Below are 16,723 nucleotides of genomic sequence, written 5' to 3'. Positions count from 1 at the left end.
GCGGCGAACAGCGTCTTCACCGGGCGCCCGGCCCGCCGCTCCGCGGCCGGCCGCCAGTCGTCACGGCCCCGGGTGCGCGCCGGGGGCGTCCCGGCGTCAACGGCGGTCCGGAAGGCGGCCACGGCCCGCTGCTCGGCTTCCGGGCCGGGGTCACCCGTGAGCAGGGCGGCGGCCAGGGCCGTCGGCAGCGCGGTCCCGTCCCGCAGGACCCACGGGCCGGGCACGGCCTCGCCGGGATGCACAGGCACACGTCGGCGGCCCGTGACTTCGTCGCGGCTCACATCACCCATGTCCGTTGTCCGTTCCTGCCTGTTCTGTTGGAAGTGTCCGGCATGCCGGGTTGTGTCGCCGGACTGCCCGTCCACTGGCGCCGTCGTGGCTCATGTCGACTCTCCAGCGGCCGGGATGTCTCGTCCGTCACACCCTCTTCCGGTTCCCGCCGGGCGCCCAGCTGGCGGGCGAGACGTTTCAGCCCCCGGTGGGTGGCGGTACGGACCGCACCGGGGCGCTTGCCGAGGACGCGCGCGGCAGCGGGGCCGTCCAGGCCGACGATGACGCGCAGCAGCACGGCCTCCGCCTGGTCCTGCGGCAGCCCGCGCACCAGGTCCAGGGCCCGCTCGGTGGAGAGGGACTCAAGGGCCTGCTCATGCGTGTTGTGCGGGCCGGGCAGGTCCAGGACGTCCTGCTCGATCGCCCCCGGCCGGGGGCGCACGCTCCGGCGGCGCAGATGGTCCAGGGCCCGATGCCGGGCGATGGTCGCCGTCCAGCCGCGGAAACCGGCCCCGTCGCCCTTGAACCGTCCGAGGTCCCGGGCGATCTGCAACCACGCGTCGGACGCCACGTCCTCCGCGTCCTCGCCGACGAGTCCGCGCAGATAGCCGAGCAGGCCCGGCTGCACGATCCGGTAGAGCACCGTGAACGCGGCCTCCTCGCCGTCCTGGGCCCGTGCGACGGCCGCGCCCAGTTCCTCGTCGAGGACGTGTGTGTGGCGGGATCGCCGTTCCTGACCCAAGACCGTCCTCGTTCACGCCGGGTTCAATGCCAGTGCCGCCCGACGCGCCCCGTTCGCTTCGACAGCCCCATGAGGACCAGCGTCCGATCCCGCGGAAGTGTCACCACGCGTCGCTCGGGTGACGTTCCGCACCTGCCGTGCGCCAGGTGGGTACAGCGTCCGCGCCCACCGCGCGGGGCCCGGCCGCCCACAGCTCTCCCGGCCGGTCAGCCCTTCTCCGGGACCTGGAACTCGTCCTCGCGGATGCTGACCAGCGGTCCGTGATGGTGCGGCTGCTCAGGCAATTCCGCCAGGGGCCAAGCACGGCAAACAGGTGTCCACGCGCGAATTCGTCCAGGGGCAGAGAGGGGGAGTGGGAGTCCCCGCTGGCCGCTGGGACGCGCCGAAGCTGCTCGCCAGCTGGGGCGCGACCGCCGTACAGGAGCAGGCGCCGACACTCGGCGGCTCCCCCTGTCTTCCGTCAGGAGGAGCCGTCGTGGGCTCACGCCACCTTGTGGGAGAGGGCGTTCTCTGGTGCGGTTCGTGCGGTGGGCAGGGTGTGGAAGAGGCTGCCCGGCCACCAGAACCAGCGGCCCAGGTCGAGGGCGAGGGCCGGTACCAGGACGGTGCGGACGAGGAAGGTGTCCAAGAGGACGCCGATACCGACCAGGACGCCCATCTGCGCCATCGTCACCAGCGGCAGGCCGGCGAAGATCGCGAAGGTCGCGGCCAGGACGATGCCCGCCGAGGTGATGACGCCTCCGGTGCTGGTCAGGCCCTCCAGAACGCCGTGGTGATGGCCCAGCCTCCCGGTCTCCTCCTTCACCCGGTGCATCAGGAAGATGTTGTAGTCGATGCCGAGGGCCACCAGGAACACGAAGCCCATCAGCGGGATCGACCAGTCGACGCCCGCGAAGTCCAGGACGTGCTCGAAGAGGAGATTCGAGGCGCCGAGGGCCGCGACGTACGACAGCACGACCGTGGCCAGGAGAAGGAGCGGGGCGATCAGCGCCCGCAGCAGGAGGATCAGGACGCCCAGGACGACGAGGAGCACGATCGGAACGACCGTCGTCAGGTCGCGGTCGGCGGCCCGCTGGGTGTCGAGGGCCTCCGCGGTCGTACCGCCGACCAGAGCGTTCATGGGGTGCACGGCGTCGCGCAGGGCGTCGACCGTGTCCTTGGCGGCCCGGCTGTCCGGGGCGTCCTTCAGGACCACCGACAGCGTGGTGAGTTCGCCGTCCGGTGTGCGGGCGGTGTCGTTCTCGACCCGGGCCACACCGGCCACCGAGGACGCTGCCGCCCTGACCTCGGCGGTGCGGTCGGTGCGCGTGACGATGTCCGCCGGGTCGGAGGCGCCCGACGGGTAGTGCGCCGAGATCCTCTCCTGGGCCACGACCGACTCGGGCTTGTCCTGGAACATCTCCGCCTGTGTCAGGCCCATGCTGACGCCCGCCGCGCTCAGTGCGAGGACACCGGTGACGGCGACCGACGCCAGCCACGACCAGCGGGGGCGCAGGGCGACCGCGGCCCCGACCCGGGACCAGATGGTGCGCGGCTTGCGGACGGGTGTGCCGTGGTGCGGGACGAAGGGCCAGAACACCCAGCGGCCCGTGCTGACGAGCAGCGCCGGAAGCACGGTGACCATGGCGAGGAAGCCGCAGACGACGCCCACCGCGCCCACCAGCCCCAGCGAGCGGGAGGAGTTGATGTCGGCGAACGCCAGGCAGGACAGGCCGACGGCGATGGTGGCGGCGGAGGCCAGGATCGCCGGGCCGGAGCGGCGCAGCGCGAACCGCATCGCCTCGTGACGGTCCTCGTGGCGGTGCAGCTCCTCGCGGTAGCGGGCGATGAGGAGCAGGGCGTAGTCCGTGCCGACGCCGAAGACGAGGACCATCAGCACGCCCGCGCTCTGCGGATCGACCGGGAGTCCGGCGTGCTTCGCCAGCAGGTAAGTGACCACCTGGGTGAGGACCGCCGCGAAGCCCACCGACACCAGGGGCAGCAGCCACAGGACCGGGCTGCGGTAGGTCAGCAGCAGGAGGACGGCCACCACCAGGCCGGTGGCCAGCAGCAGAGTCGTGTCGAGGCCGTCGAAGACCGCCACCGAGTCGGCGAGGGAGCCGGCGGGGCCGCCGACCTCGACGTCCACGCCGGGCGGGGCGTTGGCGCCGGCCACCGCACGCAGCTCGTCGACCTTGTCGGTGATGCCGTCCTCGCTGTCCAGCGGGACGATCGTCATCAGGGCCTCGCCGTCCTCGGACGGGATCGGCCGCGAGACCTCCTGACCGGCGGGGACGTACCGCGCGAAGCCGTCGCGGTCGGCCGTCGCCGCGACTTCCGCCCCGTCGCCGGTGTACACGACGACGGCCGGCATCACCGTGTCCGTACGGAACTTCTCCAGTTCCGTGTTGACCAGCGCGGACTCCGCGCCGCGCGGCAGGAAGGCGTTGGGCCCGGATTCCTCGACGTCGCCGAGCTTGCCGGCCAGCGGGCCGAGGACGACGGCCAGGATCAGCCAGGCCGCCAGGACCAGCCACTTGCCGCGGCGCCCGGCGGGCGCGCGGGCGACGTGCTGGAGCAGCGCACGCATGAGTAGTCTCCTTACATAGGGAGCGCGCCGCCGGTCGTTCGACGACCGGCACCAGGGCGCATGGGACCCGCACCACGGCGCTTGCGGTTGTGACGACCTGCCGTGGTGTATGGGTGGTGTGTCCGGAGGGTGTGTTCTTCCGCTGTACGGCCGGGAGTTGCCGCTCCCGGCCGTACGTCTCTCAGTGCGCTTCGGGGCGCTATTCGATCTCGCGCATCATCTTCTCCATCGAGGACACCGACAGCCGGGTCTGCGTCAGCTCGTCGAGGGTCTGCCGCTGTTCCTCGGCCGTGCGGCGCTGCAGTTCCACGGTGTCCTCGAGGAGCTGGGCGTACTTGGCCGCGAGGTCCTTGTACTGCTGCTCGCGCGCGGCCAGCATCCGGGCCCGCCAGGTGGCGGCGGTCTGCCAGACGATCACGATCAGCAGAGTGAAGAGCCCGCCCGCGCCCACGGCTCCGACCAGCGCGTTCACGGCGTCGGCGCTGTCGGCGAGCGTCACCTGTTCCCCATTCACTTCGCTTCCTCTTTCTCGGCCTCGGTCTTCTCGGACTCGCTGAGCGTCGCGGACGCCCGGGCGATGACGCCGGGGGTCAACTCGTAGAAGAAGGGGGTGACGTCGAAGTACTTCATCGCCTTGCCGTCCTCCCCCAGTTCGAGCGTGCCGACGACCAGTCCGGCCGCCTCCAGCCGCTGGAGGTGCATGTGCAGCAGCGGACGGCTCATCCCGATCTCGCGCGCCAGCGCGCTGACGTAGTTCCGGCTCTCCAGCAGCGCCGCGACGATCCGCAAGCGGTGCGGGTTGCCCAGGGCGGAGAGCACCTTCAGCAACTCGTCGCCCGTCGGTGCCGGAGGTGGGACCTCGGGCATCGCGGCCCCTTTCCGTCGTACCTGTCAGAAAAGGCTGACAGCGCGCTCTGATACCTGTCAAAGATTTCTGACACATATCGGGGGCGGGATGGGGGACAGATGGGGGAGGCCTGAGGGGTGTCTCAGGGTTACGTCAGGGGTGGTGTGTTGTGGTGCCGGTCCAGGTGGTCGACCAGCAGGCTCAGTGCCCGCTCCACGGCCTGGCGGCGCACCTCGTCGCGGGTCGAGCCGGTGCTTCTGAACTCGTGGCTGACCGTGCGCTCGCTGTCGGAGACGCCGATGTAGACGAGTCCCACGGGCTTGCCGTCCTGGCCGGTGGGGCCGGCGACGCCGGTGGTCGAGACACCGAGGGAACTGCCGAACAACTCCCGTACACCGCGGGCCATCTGCTCGGCCGTCGCAGGGCTCACGGGGCCGTCGGAGGCGAGAGTCGTCTCGGCGACGGAGAGGACCGACGCCTTGGAGTCCGTCGCGTAGGTGATCGCGCCCCCGCGGTAGTAGTCCGACGCGCCGGGGGTGCCGGTGATCGTCGCGCCGAGCATGCCGCCGGTGAGGGACTCCGCCGTGCTGACGGACAGACCGCCGGCGCGGAGCAGCGAACCGAGCCGTGCCGCGATGTCCTGCAGTGTCACAAAGACTCCTCCGTAGCGGGCCGTGCCGGGTGCCGTCGCCGCGCGTGCTCATTGAATCAGCCGGGACGCGCACGGTCCTGGCGGCGACTTCCCCTGCCCGTTGCCGGACACCGCATGGGTCGGCCCCGGGAATCCCATGGGATCCCCGGGGCCCGGAGTCGTGTCACGCCTTACCGCGCAGACACATGTCTAGTGGCCAAGGTCGTTGATGTTCACCGGGAGGATCCTGGTGAGTGGGTTGATTGCGTTGAGTGCCTTGGTGGACCTGCTGAGGAGATTGTCACCGCTCGTGCTCACGGCAGTGCTGCTGGACTGGCCCTTGGTCTGGTCGCCCTTGTCGCCGGGGTCGGCGGCGTGAGCTGTGCCGGCAGCGGTCAGGGCGGCTCCTGCGAGCGCCAGGGCGGCGAGCGTGCGTCGCGTGTTGGTCATGCCTTGCTGAACGAACCAGGACCGAATACGTAACTCGCCCAAAACGGCGCTACTCCGCCGCTTTCTTCAGGCGTTGAGCCGACTGCTCAGCGAGGCGTCCAGCGCGGCGGCGAGGCTGTCCCGGCCGGCGTCGACCGGCGCACCCGACCAGGACTCCCGGGTGCGGACCACGACGCCGTCGCCGCCCTCGGTGAAGGTCCACTCGTGCAGGCCCGTGATGCCGTGCGCGGGGCCGCCCCACTGGATGCGGTGCCGGGCGTCGACCGCGTAGAGGGTGGAGCCGATCGACAGGCCCGAGGTCGTCCACCGGCCGGAGGGTGACGGGCAGCCGGACCCCGGCCGCCTCCACCTCCGTGTCCGCGTGCCGCGGGACCCGGCGGTACCAGGCACTGCGCCGCCCGAACGCCGAGCGGACGTAGGCCTCTTCGTCGAGCACCACAACCCAGAGCGTCCTGGCCGACCACCGGCCGTTCGCATGCCGTACCCGCAAACGATCTCCGCGCGATCCATGACCGTGTCACCTGGACACCCCCGGCCGACGGTGCGTACGCCGGCCGGGGTGCGGTCCTGTCGTGCGTGTCAGCCGGAGAACGGGACGGCGTCGGCCGGGTCGGCGTGCCAGTTGGTGGCGACGGGCCTGTCGACCAGGGCGGTGTCGGGGAGGTCCAGGCTGATGGAGTTGGCCTCGTCGCCCGCGATGGACAGGTGGATCCGCTCGAACTCCTTGCCGAAGTCGTTGTTGGTGGTCTTGGGGTTGATGCCGGCGTAGGCCTTGGCGGAGCCGGAGAGGACGACGTCCTCGCTGACGGCGTGCTCGGCCGGTCCCACCTCGGTGTCGGCGGCCGAGCCGAACGACGCGGAGGGGAAGACGCCCTTCAGGTAGCAGGTGACGCCCGACTTGGCCTTGGCGGTGAGGAGGTAGTAGCCACCCGCCTGCGTCTCCGTGGTGATCTTGAAGGTCAGGTCCTTGGTGACACAGGCCCGCGCGGTGCTGCCTCGGCTTTCGGCGGTGGCGGTCGCGGTGGCGGTGGCGGTCGCGGTGGCGGTGGCGGTGAGGGCCAGCGCCGCGACGGCGGCCAGGGCGAGGCGGGCGGGGCGGGCGGCAAAGCGCGAACGCATCGAGATCTCCATCGTGCGAAGTGGGTCGTCTCAGCGGGCTGCTGGGACGACCGCAGCTTGTTCCGCGATCCGTCCCGCCCGCCACAGACGGCGGTGATTGTGGGACGCCGGAACGCTGGAACAGGGTCTGACCAGCAGAGATGCCGGTGGCCTGGAACGGGGTGCTGGGACGGGGGAGACCACACCGGCCGGCCCAGCCGCGCGACTCCGGAACGCTGGGCCCATGGCGGAGGGGGAACCCGGGGCGGCCGGTGCGCGGAGCGAGGCTCGCCGACGGAGGTGCACGGCCGCGGCGGTCACGGCGATCGCGATCGTGGCGGCGGTCGCGATCGTGGCGGCGGTCGTCCATCTGGTGTGGCCGCACATCGAGTTGGACGCGGTGACGGTGACCTTGCTGGTGATCGCCGTGGTCCCCTGGCTGCGCGGGATCTTCGACAGCATCACGCTTCCCGGCGGCGCGGGCGTGCGGTTCCGGCGGCTGACCGCGCGGATGGAGGAGACCGAGGCGGTCACGGCCCGCCTGGAACGGGCGGTGGAAGGAGCTGCCGACACCTCCCAGGTCGCCCTGACCGCCGCACAGGACCGCACGCGCCTGATGCAGCAGGTGTTCGGGGAACTGGTCGGTGAGACCGGGCGTCTCATCGACCCGCCGCTCGCCTCCTGGCTGGAGTCGGAGAACGGCGGACTGCGACTCGCCGCCCGGACCCCGCTATCTGGACGCACTGCTCGACGCCGTCCTGAAGGACGACTTCGCCTTCAACGCCAGCCGGGGGATCCGCGCACTGGAGAACAACACCGACGCCGTCGGCCCGCCCTCCTGAGGTCGCACGGTTGCTCTTCTGGAGCGGGCGCGTGCGCTCGCGTCCGAGGCGAACGCCTTCGGCCCCTGGTTCCCCGCTCACCGGCGCGGCTCCCAGCGGAACATGCGGGACGCCAGGGCGATGGCGACGACGACCCAGCCCAGTGTGGGCGCCAGCAGGAGCAGCGAGTCCGCCACTGGGACGCCGCCGTTCCAGGCGTTGAGGACCAGCTCCGTGGCCGAGCCGCCGGGGAGCAGCCGCTTGAGCAGGGTGAGTTCCTCGGTGCCGCTGATCCCGACCCAGCTGGCGACGGCGATGGTGCCGAGGCTGACCGGCAGGGTGGTCACCTGGGCGTGCTCGGGGGAGTTCGTCAGTCCGGCGGTGGCCAGCCCGAGGCCGAGCATCATGACGACCGTGGAGAGGACCGCCGCCGCCAGGAGGGGGACATTGGCCGGTTCGCCGGCGACCGAGGCCAGCACGGCGAGGATCGCGACCACCTGGACCAGCGCCAGGACGGTGACCGGGAGCATCAGGCCGGAGAGGATGCCGGCGTCGCCCGCGGGGGTGGAGCGCAGCCGCTTGAGGAAGAGGTTCTGACGGCGCGAGGCCAGGGTCGTCACCGTGGTCGTGTAGAGCCCGAACGCCCCCACGGTGAACACCACCACCGCCGCGATGTAGCCGAGGCTGCCCAGGTCCGCGAAGACCTCGTGCTGGCGGATGAAGTACGCGCTGACCGCCGTGGGCATGATGAAACTGGTGACCAGAACCAGCCGGTTCCGGAAGATCTGGATCAGCTCGCCGAGAGCGATTGAGAGCATGGTGAAGGCCTTTTCCTGGGAGGTTCCGAAGGGGGCTGACCGGGTGCGCGAGCGGCTAGTCGTCGCCGATGGCGCGGAAGACGTCGTCGAGCCGGGTCGGCCCGGCTTCGAGTTCCCCCAGCTCCAGCCCGCCCGCGTGCGCCCAGTCGAGCAGGGCGTAGAGGGTCTCCTGCAGACCGAACGTCTCGACGAGAACCCGTCCGTCACTCTCACGCCTGGCCCCCAGCGGCAGCGCCGGTGCGGCGGCCGGGAGGGAGAAGCGGATGACGGCCGGCAGGGTCCGCGTCAGCTCGGCGACGGTCCCCTCCTGGTGGAAGGCGCCCTTGTGCATGAGCCCGATGCGATCGGCGCGGGCCTGGGCCTCCTCCAGGTAGTGCGTGGTGAGCACGATGGTGGAGCCGTCCTCGCGCAGCTTGTCCACGGCGTCCCACAGGGCGTCCCGGGACTGGATGTCCAGGCCGGTGGTGGGCTCGTCGAGGAAGATCAGCTCAGGCTTCCCGTACACGGCCGTCGCGAAGTCCAGACGTCGCTTCTCACCGCCGGAGAGCTGCGACACCTTGGTGCCGGCCTTGTGCGTGAGGCCGACGACGCCGAGGACGCGATCGACCCTGTCCTCGCGCCGGGAGAGCCTTCCGATCATCCGGACGGACTCCTTCACCGTCAGGTCCGGGGAGAACCCGCTCTCCTGGAGCATGATGCCCATCCGGGGCCGCACGGACCGCCGGTCGCGAGGGCTCTGCCCGAAGACCCGCACGGTGCCCGAGGTGGCCGCACGGTGGCCCTCCACGGTCTCCAGGGTCGAGGTCTTGCCGGCCCCGTTCGTGCCGAGCAGCGCGTAGAGCTCCCCCTGCCGCACCTGGAACGACAGGTCCTTCACGGCGTGGAAGTCGCCGTAGCTGAGGTTGAGGCGTTCAACGTCGATGACTGGTGTCGAGGTCATGCGTCGATCTCACCCGCCGTCAGGCTTGTCCGGCAGTGCCGTTGTGTCATCGTCGCGGAGTGACATCCCGGGGGGTGAACCCATGACACGGTGTCACTGGTGCCGCCCGTGACCAGGCAGAACACTACGGGGAGACTCTGCCGTTCGACCCCGGAGCGCCGTACATGGACACCAGACCCCTGCGCATACTGCTGACGGCCAACACGGCCGTCTTCCTCCTGGTCTGCGCGGTCTTCTTCGTCCACCACCTCGGCCTCCGTCTCTACCCTGACGACATGGAGTCCTGGCTCGAGAACAACCAGTGGCTGATGTGGACGGCCGCGGCCCTCACCGCGGCGAGCGCCTCGGCGATCCCGCTGCTCAGCGTGCGGACTCGCCGGTGAGGCCGCCGGACCGTGAGGGCACACGGGAACGGCTGCGCCGGCTGAACGTCAGGACGATGGTCACGGTGACCGTCTCCTCGGGGGCACTGCTGGTCGCCGTCGACGCCCGGACGTGGTGGGACGCCGTCATCCTGAGCCTGGGCGTGGGCGCGGCGCTGGTCGCCTCCGCGCGGTGGACGGCGAGCGGCATCCCACGGGTGGTCCTGCCGTGCCTGATCGTCACCGCGCTGGTGTGGATCGCCGGAGTGCTGGTGGTGGGCGGCCATACGGCGTTCTACGGCATCTCCGTCCTGGGCCCCCTGTACGCGCCCAAGCTGCCGCGCCACCGCATTCTGGCCGCCGTCGGGCTGATCGTCTTCGTCGCCGCCGTGGGCGCGGCCCGGCTGCTGGTCGCGCCGGCGGATGTGGCGGAGGTCCTGATCCTCTACGTCCTCATCCCGGTGGGCGTCACGGTCGTGGTGACCGGCAGCATGTTCGCCGGGCAGGTCTTCTACGACCTCGTCGAGGAACTGGAGCAGTCACGGGAACGCGAAGCGGAGCTGGCCGTCGTCCGGGAACGGGTGCGTTTCGCCAGTGATCTGCACGACATCCAGGGCCACACGCTGCATGTGGTGAAGCTGAAGATCGCGCTGGCCGAGAAGCTGGTGCGCAGTGACATCGGGCGGGTGGAGGAGGAACTGCGGGAGGTGCGCGCCCTGGTCGGCGACACCATCACCCAGACCAAGGAGCTGGCGTACGCGCAGCGGCGGCTCAATCTGTCCGTGGAGCTGGAGAACGCGAAGAACCTCTTCGAAGCCGCGGGCATCCGCGTGCGGGTCGACCGTGAGGCCGACGTCGACGAGCGGGTCAACGAGCTGCTCGGGCAGGTCCTTCGGGAGACGACGACCAACATCCTGCGCCACGCGCAGGCCACCCAGGTGCGGATCACCCTCGCGGAGTCGGGCATCACCATCGTCAACGACGGCGCGGGGACGGCTCCGCTCTCCGGGCTCAGCGGACTGTCCACCCTCAGGGAGCGCGTGGGCGACAACGGAGGGGAGCTGACGGTGGAGCGGACGGACGGGCGCTTCCTCACGGCCGCGGCCTTTTCGAACGGGAGGACCGACCGATGACCACCGTGGTGCTCGCCGACGACGAGGCGCTGCTCCGCAAGGCGCTGGCGGCGTTGCTGAGCCTCGAAGGCGAGATCACCGTGCTCGCCGAAGCACAGGACGGCGAATCGGCGGTACGGGCCACGCTCCGGCACCGGCCCGACGTGCTCGTCATCGATCTCGAGATGCCCGGGGTGGACGGACTGGGCGCCGTCGCGGAGATCCGCCGCGCCCGGCCGGAGCAGGTGATCCTCATGCTGACCCGCCATGCCAGGCCCGGAGTGCTCCGCAGGGCCCTGAAACTGGGAGTCCAGGGCTTCGTCAGCAAGTCGGCGGAACCCGCGCACATCACGGCGGTCATCAACACGCTGCACGCCGGAAAGCGCTGGATCGACCCGGACGTCTCCGCGCTCGCCGTCGTCGACGACTGCCCCCTCACCGACCGGGAGATCGACGTCCTGCGCGTCACCCGCGACGGCTATCCCGTCGCCGACATCGCCGCCCGCCTCCACCTGGCGGAAGGCACCGTACGCAACTACCTCTCGAACGCCATGCAGAAGACCCAGACCCGGACCCGGCACGAAGCGGCCCGCTACGCGCGGGAGCACGACTGGCTGTAGGGGCGGGCGCCGCGGGAGCGCCGGCCGTCGCCCGGTACGCTGCCGAGACATGTGCGGGGCACCGAGCCCTCGCAGCCTGACGCCCACCCGTCCGTCCGGTCCCGGACGGCTTCCGAAGGCCCGGACCTGATGCGACCGTACCGCCCGCGAGGACTCGCCTCCCCGGCGTCCGGTGTGCCGCGTGGGATCACGGCGGGTGTGCTCGCCGCGCTGTGTGTGCTGCTGCCGCAGGCCGGGCACGTGCTGGCGCAGTGCCACGCCCCTCGGTGGATCATCGTGGCCGGGGCGGCCGCGGTTGCGGTGCCGGGCGCGACGGTGCTGACGCGGCGGAGACTGACGGACACCCAGATGCTCGCGGTGCTCGCCGCCGCGCAACTGGCCTGTCACGCCGCGTACTTGCTGCCCGGCGGGTGTGCTCCGGTGACGCAGGCCGGTCACGCGGTCACGCTGCTGCTCGCCGCCCGTCTGCTGGGCCTCACCGAGCGGCTGCTGTGGCGGAGCGGGACGCTCTGGGCCGTCGTACGACGTCTGCTGCTGTTCCTGTGGCCGCTGCTCGGCCGCCGCCACGGCAACGGCCCTCGGGCCGCGGTGCGCGAGAGCGCGGCTCCGCCGGTGTCGGCGCTGCTGGTGCGGCTGAACGAGGGCAGGGCGCCCCCGCGTCACGGGCGCGGTCCGTTCGTCCCGCCCCTTCTCCGGCCGATGCCGATCGGTGGTCCCTGCCTGCCCTGACGGGCACGCGGCGGGGACGACGGCCGGCCGGGGCCGTCACTCCCACCGAGGAATCATGAAGAAGCTGTACAAGCACCTGATCATCGCCGCCGTCCTGGTCACCGGTTTCGCCATGGCCCTTGGCTCCTACCTGCTGCTGCGGCCCGACGGCCGCGGCAGCGCCGGGACGGACGTGCGGCCCGCCGCCGAGGCGCTGCCCGTCCGGGGCTCCAGCCACCGGCTGACCGCGCCGGAGCGGAGCGAGCTCACCATCGTCGAGTTCCTCGACTTCGAGTGCGAGGCGTGCGGGGCGTACTACCCCGTCGTGGAGCGGCTGCGTGAGGAGTACGGCGACCGGGTCACCTTCGTCGCCCGCTACTTCCCCATGCCCGGACACCGCAACGCCGAGCCGGCCGCACGCGCCGCCGAGGCCGCCGCCCGCCAGGGCAGGTTCGAGGCGATGTACACCAAGCTCTTCACCACGCAGAAGGAGTGGGGCGAGTCGCAGGAGTGGAAGGCGCCCGTCTTCCGCGGCTACGCGAAGGAACTCGGCCTGGACATGAAGAAGTTCGACGCCGACTTCGCCGATCCGGAGACGGCCGGACGGATTCAGGCCGACCAGCGCGACGGACTCGGCCTGGGCGTCCAGGGCACCCCGACCTTCCTCGTCGACGGAAGCAGGGTTCAACCTCCTGCCTCCTACCAGGAGTTCAAGAGGCTCATCGAGGACAGGCTCGGCGACTGACCGCCCCGGCACTCCCAGAAACCGCTTAACATCACCGTGATGAAGTGTCCTGTCCTCGCCGTCCTGCTCGCGGCAATCGTGATGTGCCTGGGGCACGCGGAACACGGCGGCGGCGACCACCGGTCCGGGCATCACACCGTGGCGGCCGTGCATCTGGACGACTGCCCCACCGGCGACGCCTGCTGCGCTCCGGCCGTACACCCGGCGGCGGGGGTGCTCGCGGCCCCCGTACAACCGATGCCGGCGCTGCTGCCCCGCATGCCGGATCTCCCCAGGCGGCAGGGCACCCCCGCGCTCCTCGCCCAGCCTCCTCCCGCGAGCGACGCTCCCGACCTGCACGTCCTTCAGGTGCTGCGGACCTGAGCCGGATGCCATGACGCCGGGCGCCCATGCGAGCGCGCGGCGCCCTGAGACATCCCTGCCATCCCCGCAGCTACCGCCGTACGGCGTGAAGGAAGAAGGACACCCAGCCATGGGCAAGACCAGCAAGAAGGCCGCCGCAGATTCCCGCAAGGCCCGGATCGAGGAGATGCGCCGAGCCGAAAGAGCCCGCGAGCGCCGCAACCGCGTCATCACCATCACGCTCAGCACCGTCATCGTCGCCGGACTGGCCGGCTTCGGCGCCTACGCCCTGAACAAGGCCGACGAGAAGGACGAGCAGCAGGCCGCCGCCGCGAAGAAGCCCGTACGCGGTGAGAAGACCTGGAACGCGAAGAAGCTCGGCCGCGACCACGTCCAGGCCGCCGTCGACTACCCGATGAACCCGCCCGTCGGCGGCGACCACAGCCAGGCCTGGATGACCTGCGACGGCACCGTCTACACCAAGGCCATAGGCAAGGAGAACGCCGTCCACTCCCTCGAACACGGGGCGGTCTGGGTGACGTACAACGACAAGGCCGCCGACGCCGACATCAAGGCGCTCGCTGACAAGGTCTCCAAGACCCCCTACACGCTGATGAGTCCGGTCGACGACCAGTCCGGGACGATCATGCTCTCGGCCTGGGGCTACCAGCTCACCGTGGACAAGGCATCGGACCCGCGAGTCGAGCAGTTCCTGACCAAGTACGTTCAGGGCTCGCAGACCCCCGAACCGGGCGCCGCCTGCACGAACGGACTGACCCAGTAGGTGCGTGTGTTGGTGAACTCGCGGATGCCGGCGGCGGCCAGCTCCCGGCCGTAGCCCCTGCGTTTGGTGCCGCCGAACGGCAGGCGGGGATCGGAGGCGACGACGGCGTTGACGAACGCCGCGCCGCTGGTGACGCGGCGGGCCACGTCGATGCCGCGGGCCGTGTCGGCGGTCCACACGCTCAGGCCGAGGCCGTAGTCCGTGGCGTTCGCCAGCCGGACGGCGTCCTCGTCGTCGCGGGCGACGGCCAGGGCCGCCAGCGGGCCGAAGGTCTCCTCGTCGAAGGCGGCCATGCCCGGTCCGGTGCCGGCCAGCACGGTGGGCCGGTAGAAGAAGCCGTCGCCCGGCACCGGCTCGCCCCCGGTCAGCAGGCGGGCTCCGGCCGCCACCGACTCCTCGACCTGCCGCTGGACCGCCGCGCGCAGGTCGTCCCGTACCTGTAGCGGCGAGGGCCGGTCAGCGGGCGACGTAGCCGCCGTCGACGGGAAGGGCGACGCCGACGACGAAACCGGCTCCCGGGCTGCACAGCCACAGCACGGCCTGGGCGATCTCGTCGGCGGTGCCGAGCCGGTTGATGGGCTGGTTGGCCTCGGCTTCGGCCCGGTCGAGCTCTCCCTTGGCGATCATGTCGCTGACCATGGGGGTGTCGATGGTGCCGGGGCAGACGGCGTTGACGCGGATGCCGCGCGGGGCGTACTCGAGGGCGGCGCTGGTGGTCAGGCCGATGACGCCGTGCTTGGAGGCGTGGTAGGACGCCCGGCCGGGCAGGCCGACGAGGCCGCCGAGGGAGGAGCAGTTGACGATGGCTCCGCTGCCCCGGGTGCGCATGTGCCGCAGCTCGTGCTTCATGCACGCCCAGACACCGCGCAGGTTGATGGCGTTGACGCGGTCGAACCGTTCGGCGGGTTCGTCGGCCGCGTCGCTCGGCGGGATCTGGACACCGGCGTTGTTGTAGGCCATGTCCAGTCGGCCGAAGGTCTCGACGGTGCGGTCGACCGCCGCGGCGACCTGGTCCTCGTCGGTGACGTCGCAGGGGAGGGCGAGGACCTGGTGGCCGCCCTCCGTGAGCTCCTTCACGGCAGCGTCGAGCGCGGCTTCGTCCACGTCGGTGAGGGCGACGGCGGCACCGGACTGCGTGAAGGCGCGGGCGGTGGCCAGGCCCATGCCGGAGCCGGCACCGGTGACGAGGGCGACCTGGCCACTGAAGTCGTAGGTGGGGTTCATGCGGTATTTCTCCCGTTCTCCCGTTCTCCCGTCGAGGGCCGGTCAGGGGGCGGCTTCGATGGTCACGTGCTCGGCGGTGGCGAGCCTTTCGGTGTGGCGGTCGGCGACCTTGCCGAGGAGGACCAGTCCGGTCGAGGGCGAGTCGCCGTCGCGGTAGAAGAGGGCCAGATTGCCCCAGGGTGCGTAGTAGGCCAGGTCACCGGCCTGGGGCCGGGCCGCGTCGGGCGCGCCGGCGGTGTCCAGCTCGCGCGGCGGATAGGCGATCCGTTCGGTGCGGTGAAAGTCCTCGAGATCGAGGCTGAGCGGGAGCAGGGCGGCGAGGTCGCGGGCGGTGGCACTGTCGTTGAGGGTGGCGTCGACCGGGTGGCCGTCGAGGATGAGCCGGATGTTCACGGTGCTGGTCCTGCCGGAGGGATGGGTGGGTGCCGGGCCCGTCGCTGTTCGTTCCTGCGATGCGGGCGGCGCGGGCCGGGACGACGGCTGCGGGTCCTGGGCGCAGGCGGTCACGGCCAGGAGCAGAGCGGCGGCCGGTACGGCCCGGGCGAGGGCGGCCGAGGTCATGGATGCCGTCCGGGAGCTCAGTCGGGCAGCGGCTCGGCATAGTGCCGGAAACCGTCGCGCTCCGCGTGGAGGTCGTACAGGCGCCGGGCCAGGACCTCGGGGCTGCTGTGCTCGGCGTCGGGCCGGATCGCGCCCGGGATGATCAGCTGGGCCGCGTGGATGTTCTCCGGGGCGAGCGCGTCGTGCAGCATGCGCGCGTAGGCGCTCTCCGCGGCGAAGGCGATCGAGGTGCCGGCCCGGCCGGGGTGGGGGCGTACGGCGCTGCCGCCGTTGACGAACAGCAGGGTGCCGCGCCCGAGGGCGCGCATGCCGGGCAGGACGGCGTTCACCGCTGTCACGGGTCCCTTGACGGAGAAGGACAGGGGCGCTTCGAGATCGTCGGCACTCGTGTCGAGGACCGGCTTCATGAAGTCGGCCCGGGGCACGGGGCTGTACTGGAGGATCTCGATGGGACCCAGGCTTTCGGAGGCCTCCCGAAGGGCCCTGGTGAGGGAAGCGGGGTCCAGCACGTCGGCGGCGAAGCCGCGGGCCTCGATGCCGTCGCGGGCAAGTTCGGCGGTCAGCTCCTCCAGCTTCCGGGCGTCGCGGGAGACGAGGGCGACGGTGTGGCCGGCGGTTCCGAAGCGGCGGGCGGTGGCGAGTCCGAGGCCGGGTCCGGCGCCGACGAGGGCAAAGGTGGTCACGTCGAGTCCTTCGGTGGGGCGTACGGGTCAGGGCTTGAGGAGGGCCTTGATGGGACGGCGCTCGTCCATCGCCCTGTACCCCTCGGCGACCTGTCCCAGAGGCAGGGTGAGGTCGAAGACCCTGCCCGGGTCGATCCGGCCGGAGAGGACCCGGTCGATCAGGTCGGGCAGATAGCGGCGCGCGGGGGCGGGGCCGCCGCGCAGGCCGATATGGCAGATGAACAGCTCCTCGCCGTCGACCCGGACCTCGTGCGGTACGCCGACGAAGCCGACGTTGCCGCCGGGCCGGGCGGAGCGCAGGGCCTGCCGCATGGCCTCGGGGGTGCCGACGCACTCCAGCACGGGATCGGCGCCGATACCGCCGGTGAGGTTGGCGTTGGGAACACGCCGACGACG

The 16,723-nt window shown here is 71.4% G+C and carries 22 protein-coding genes and 2 pseudogenes; 8 read left to right on the top strand and 16 right to left on the bottom strand.

Going from position 1 to position 16,723, the window contains the following annotated elements:
• The 9 genes and pseudogenes from ACWIF2_RS02450 to ACWIF2_RS02410 form a co-directional block, all read right to left on the bottom strand.
• Window positions 1–290 (bottom strand): annotated as a pseudogene (locus ACWIF2_RS02450) (hypothetical protein); the annotation flags it as partial.
• Window positions 278–1,012, bottom strand: a complete 735-nt coding sequence (locus tag ACWIF2_RS02445) for an RNA polymerase sigma factor (protein WP_454358151.1) — start codon at window positions 1,010–1,012, stop codon at window positions 278–280. The pseudogene ACWIF2_RS02450 and the gene ACWIF2_RS02445, both read right to left, overlap by 13 nt.
• 481 nt (window positions 1,013–1,493) lie before the next feature.
• On the bottom strand, window positions 1,494–3,581 hold the full coding sequence (locus tag ACWIF2_RS02440) for an MMPL family transporter (protein ID WP_454358150.1): 2,088 nt from the start codon (window positions 3,579–3,581) through the stop codon (window positions 1,494–1,496).
• A gap of 199 nt (window positions 3,582–3,780) precedes the next feature.
• Entirely contained in the window at window positions 3,781–4,095 is a 315-nt protein-coding gene (locus ACWIF2_RS02435) for a hypothetical protein (protein WP_454358149.1), read from the bottom strand.
• On the bottom strand, window positions 4,092–4,448 hold the full coding sequence (locus ACWIF2_RS02430; RefSeq protein ID WP_454358148.1) for an ArsR/SmtB family transcription factor: 357 nt from the start codon (window positions 4,446–4,448) through the stop codon (window positions 4,092–4,094). Before ACWIF2_RS02430 ends, ACWIF2_RS02435 begins: the two co-directional genes overlap by 4 nt.
• A 128-nt stretch (window positions 4,449–4,576) precedes the next feature.
• Window positions 4,577–5,080 (bottom strand): CinA family protein, encoded by a 504-nt coding sequence (locus ACWIF2_RS02425; RefSeq protein ID WP_454358147.1) that lies wholly within the window; start codon window positions 5,078–5,080, stop codon window positions 4,577–4,579.
• A gap of 189 nt (window positions 5,081–5,269) precedes the next feature.
• Complete coding sequence (locus ACWIF2_RS02420) at window positions 5,270–5,509, bottom strand: hypothetical protein (protein WP_454358146.1); 240 nt, start codon at window positions 5,507–5,509, stop codon at window positions 5,270–5,272.
• 49 nt (window positions 5,510–5,558) lie between these two features.
• On the bottom strand, window positions 5,559–5,945 hold the full coding sequence (locus ACWIF2_RS02415; RefSeq protein ID WP_454358158.1) for a DUF2255 family protein: 387 nt from the start codon (window positions 5,943–5,945) through the stop codon (window positions 5,559–5,561).
• Window positions 5,946–6,088: 143 nt separating this feature from the next.
• Window positions 6,089–6,628: a DUF4232 domain-containing protein gene (locus ACWIF2_RS02410; RefSeq protein ID WP_454358145.1), complete on the bottom strand. Its 540-nt coding sequence runs from the start codon at window positions 6,626–6,628 to the stop codon at window positions 6,089–6,091.
• Between the two features lie 623 nt (window positions 6,629–7,251).
• Here ACWIF2_RS02410 and ACWIF2_RS02405 point away from each other — a divergent pair.
• A complete protein-coding gene (locus ACWIF2_RS02405) occupies window positions 7,252–7,449 on the top strand; it encodes a hypothetical protein (protein WP_454358144.1) in 198 nt (65 codons plus the stop codon).
• Between the two features lie 77 nt (window positions 7,450–7,526).
• Here ACWIF2_RS02405 and ACWIF2_RS02400 read toward each other — a convergent pair whose 3' ends face one another.
• Window positions 7,527–8,246, bottom strand: coding sequence for an ABC transporter permease (locus ACWIF2_RS02400; protein WP_454358143.1), 720 nt, complete (start codon window positions 8,244–8,246; stop codon window positions 7,527–7,529).
• Window positions 8,247–8,301: 55 nt separating this feature from the next.
• Window positions 8,302–9,186 carry an ABC transporter ATP-binding protein gene (locus ACWIF2_RS02395; RefSeq protein WP_454358142.1) on the bottom strand — a complete coding sequence of 295 codons (885 nt, stop codon included), beginning with the start codon at window positions 9,184–9,186 and terminating at the stop codon, window positions 8,302–8,304.
• A gap of 164 nt (window positions 9,187–9,350) precedes the next feature.
• Between ACWIF2_RS02395 and ACWIF2_RS02390 the strand changes: the two genes are divergently transcribed.
• The 7 genes from ACWIF2_RS02390 to ACWIF2_RS02360 all read left to right on the top strand — a co-directional run bounded on the left by ACWIF2_RS02390 (window position 9,351) and on the right by ACWIF2_RS02360 (window position 13,859).
• A complete protein-coding gene (locus ACWIF2_RS02390) occupies window positions 9,351–9,569 on the top strand; it encodes a hypothetical protein (RefSeq protein WP_454358141.1) in 219 nt (72 codons plus the stop codon).
• Window positions 9,566–10,681 (top strand): sensor histidine kinase, encoded by a 1,116-nt coding sequence (locus tag ACWIF2_RS02385; RefSeq protein WP_454358140.1) that lies wholly within the window; start codon window positions 9,566–9,568, stop codon window positions 10,679–10,681. Before ACWIF2_RS02390 ends, ACWIF2_RS02385 begins: the two co-directional genes overlap by 4 nt.
• A complete protein-coding gene (locus ACWIF2_RS02380) occupies window positions 10,678–11,280 on the top strand; it encodes a response regulator transcription factor (RefSeq protein ID WP_454358139.1) in 603 nt (200 codons plus the stop codon). Before ACWIF2_RS02385 ends, ACWIF2_RS02380 begins: the two co-directional genes overlap by 4 nt.
• 129 nt (window positions 11,281–11,409) lie before the next feature.
• Window positions 11,410–12,009 (top strand): hypothetical protein, encoded by a 600-nt coding sequence (locus ACWIF2_RS02375; RefSeq protein WP_454358138.1) that lies wholly within the window; start codon window positions 11,410–11,412, stop codon window positions 12,007–12,009.
• Window positions 12,010–12,064: 55 nt separating this feature from the next.
• Window positions 12,065–12,733, top strand: a complete 669-nt coding sequence (locus ACWIF2_RS02370) for a DsbA family protein (RefSeq protein ID WP_454358137.1) — start codon at window positions 12,065–12,067, stop codon at window positions 12,731–12,733.
• Window positions 12,734–12,772: 39 nt separating this feature from the next.
• A complete protein-coding gene (locus ACWIF2_RS02365) occupies window positions 12,773–13,096 on the top strand; it encodes a hypothetical protein (protein ID WP_454358136.1) in 324 nt (107 codons plus the stop codon).
• A 109-nt stretch (window positions 13,097–13,205) separates the two neighbouring features.
• Window positions 13,206–13,859 carry a DUF3105 domain-containing protein gene (locus ACWIF2_RS02360; RefSeq protein WP_454358135.1) on the top strand — a complete coding sequence of 218 codons (654 nt, stop codon included), beginning with the start codon at window positions 13,206–13,208 and terminating at the stop codon, window positions 13,857–13,859.
• Here ACWIF2_RS02360 and ACWIF2_RS02355 read toward each other — a convergent pair.
• The 5 genes and pseudogenes from ACWIF2_RS02355 to ACWIF2_RS02335 form a co-directional block, all read right to left on the bottom strand.
• A complete protein-coding gene (locus ACWIF2_RS02355) occupies window positions 13,802–14,284 on the bottom strand; it encodes an aldehyde dehydrogenase family protein (RefSeq protein WP_454358157.1) in 483 nt (160 codons plus the stop codon). The two genes, ACWIF2_RS02360 and ACWIF2_RS02355, sit on opposite strands and share 58 nt — an antisense overlap.
• Window positions 14,285–14,315: 31 nt before the next feature.
• The gene (locus tag ACWIF2_RS02350) at window positions 14,316–15,083 is read right to left on the bottom strand and encodes an SDR family NAD(P)-dependent oxidoreductase (RefSeq protein WP_454358134.1); all 768 of its coding nucleotides are present in this window, start codon (window positions 15,081–15,083) and stop codon (window positions 14,316–14,318) included.
• 42 nt (window positions 15,084–15,125) lie between these two features.
• Window positions 15,126–15,644, bottom strand: coding sequence for a cyclophilin-like fold protein (locus tag ACWIF2_RS02345; RefSeq protein WP_454358133.1), 519 nt, complete (start codon window positions 15,642–15,644; stop codon window positions 15,126–15,128).
• A gap of 17 nt (window positions 15,645–15,661) precedes the next feature.
• A complete protein-coding gene (locus tag ACWIF2_RS02340; protein ID WP_454358132.1) occupies window positions 15,662–16,327 on the bottom strand; it encodes an SDR family NAD(P)-dependent oxidoreductase in 666 nt (221 codons plus the stop codon).
• A gap of 27 nt (window positions 16,328–16,354) precedes the next feature.
• A pseudogene (locus ACWIF2_RS02335) lies at window positions 16,355–16,696 on the bottom strand (zinc-binding dehydrogenase); the annotation flags it as partial.
• Window positions 16,697–16,723 lie beyond the last annotated feature (27 nt).

It is taken from the genome of Streptomyces sp. NPDC055506, from assembly GCF_053643595.1.
The sequence above is the reverse complement of the archived record's forward strand: the minus strand, read 5'-3'. Positions and strand labels throughout refer to the sequence as shown.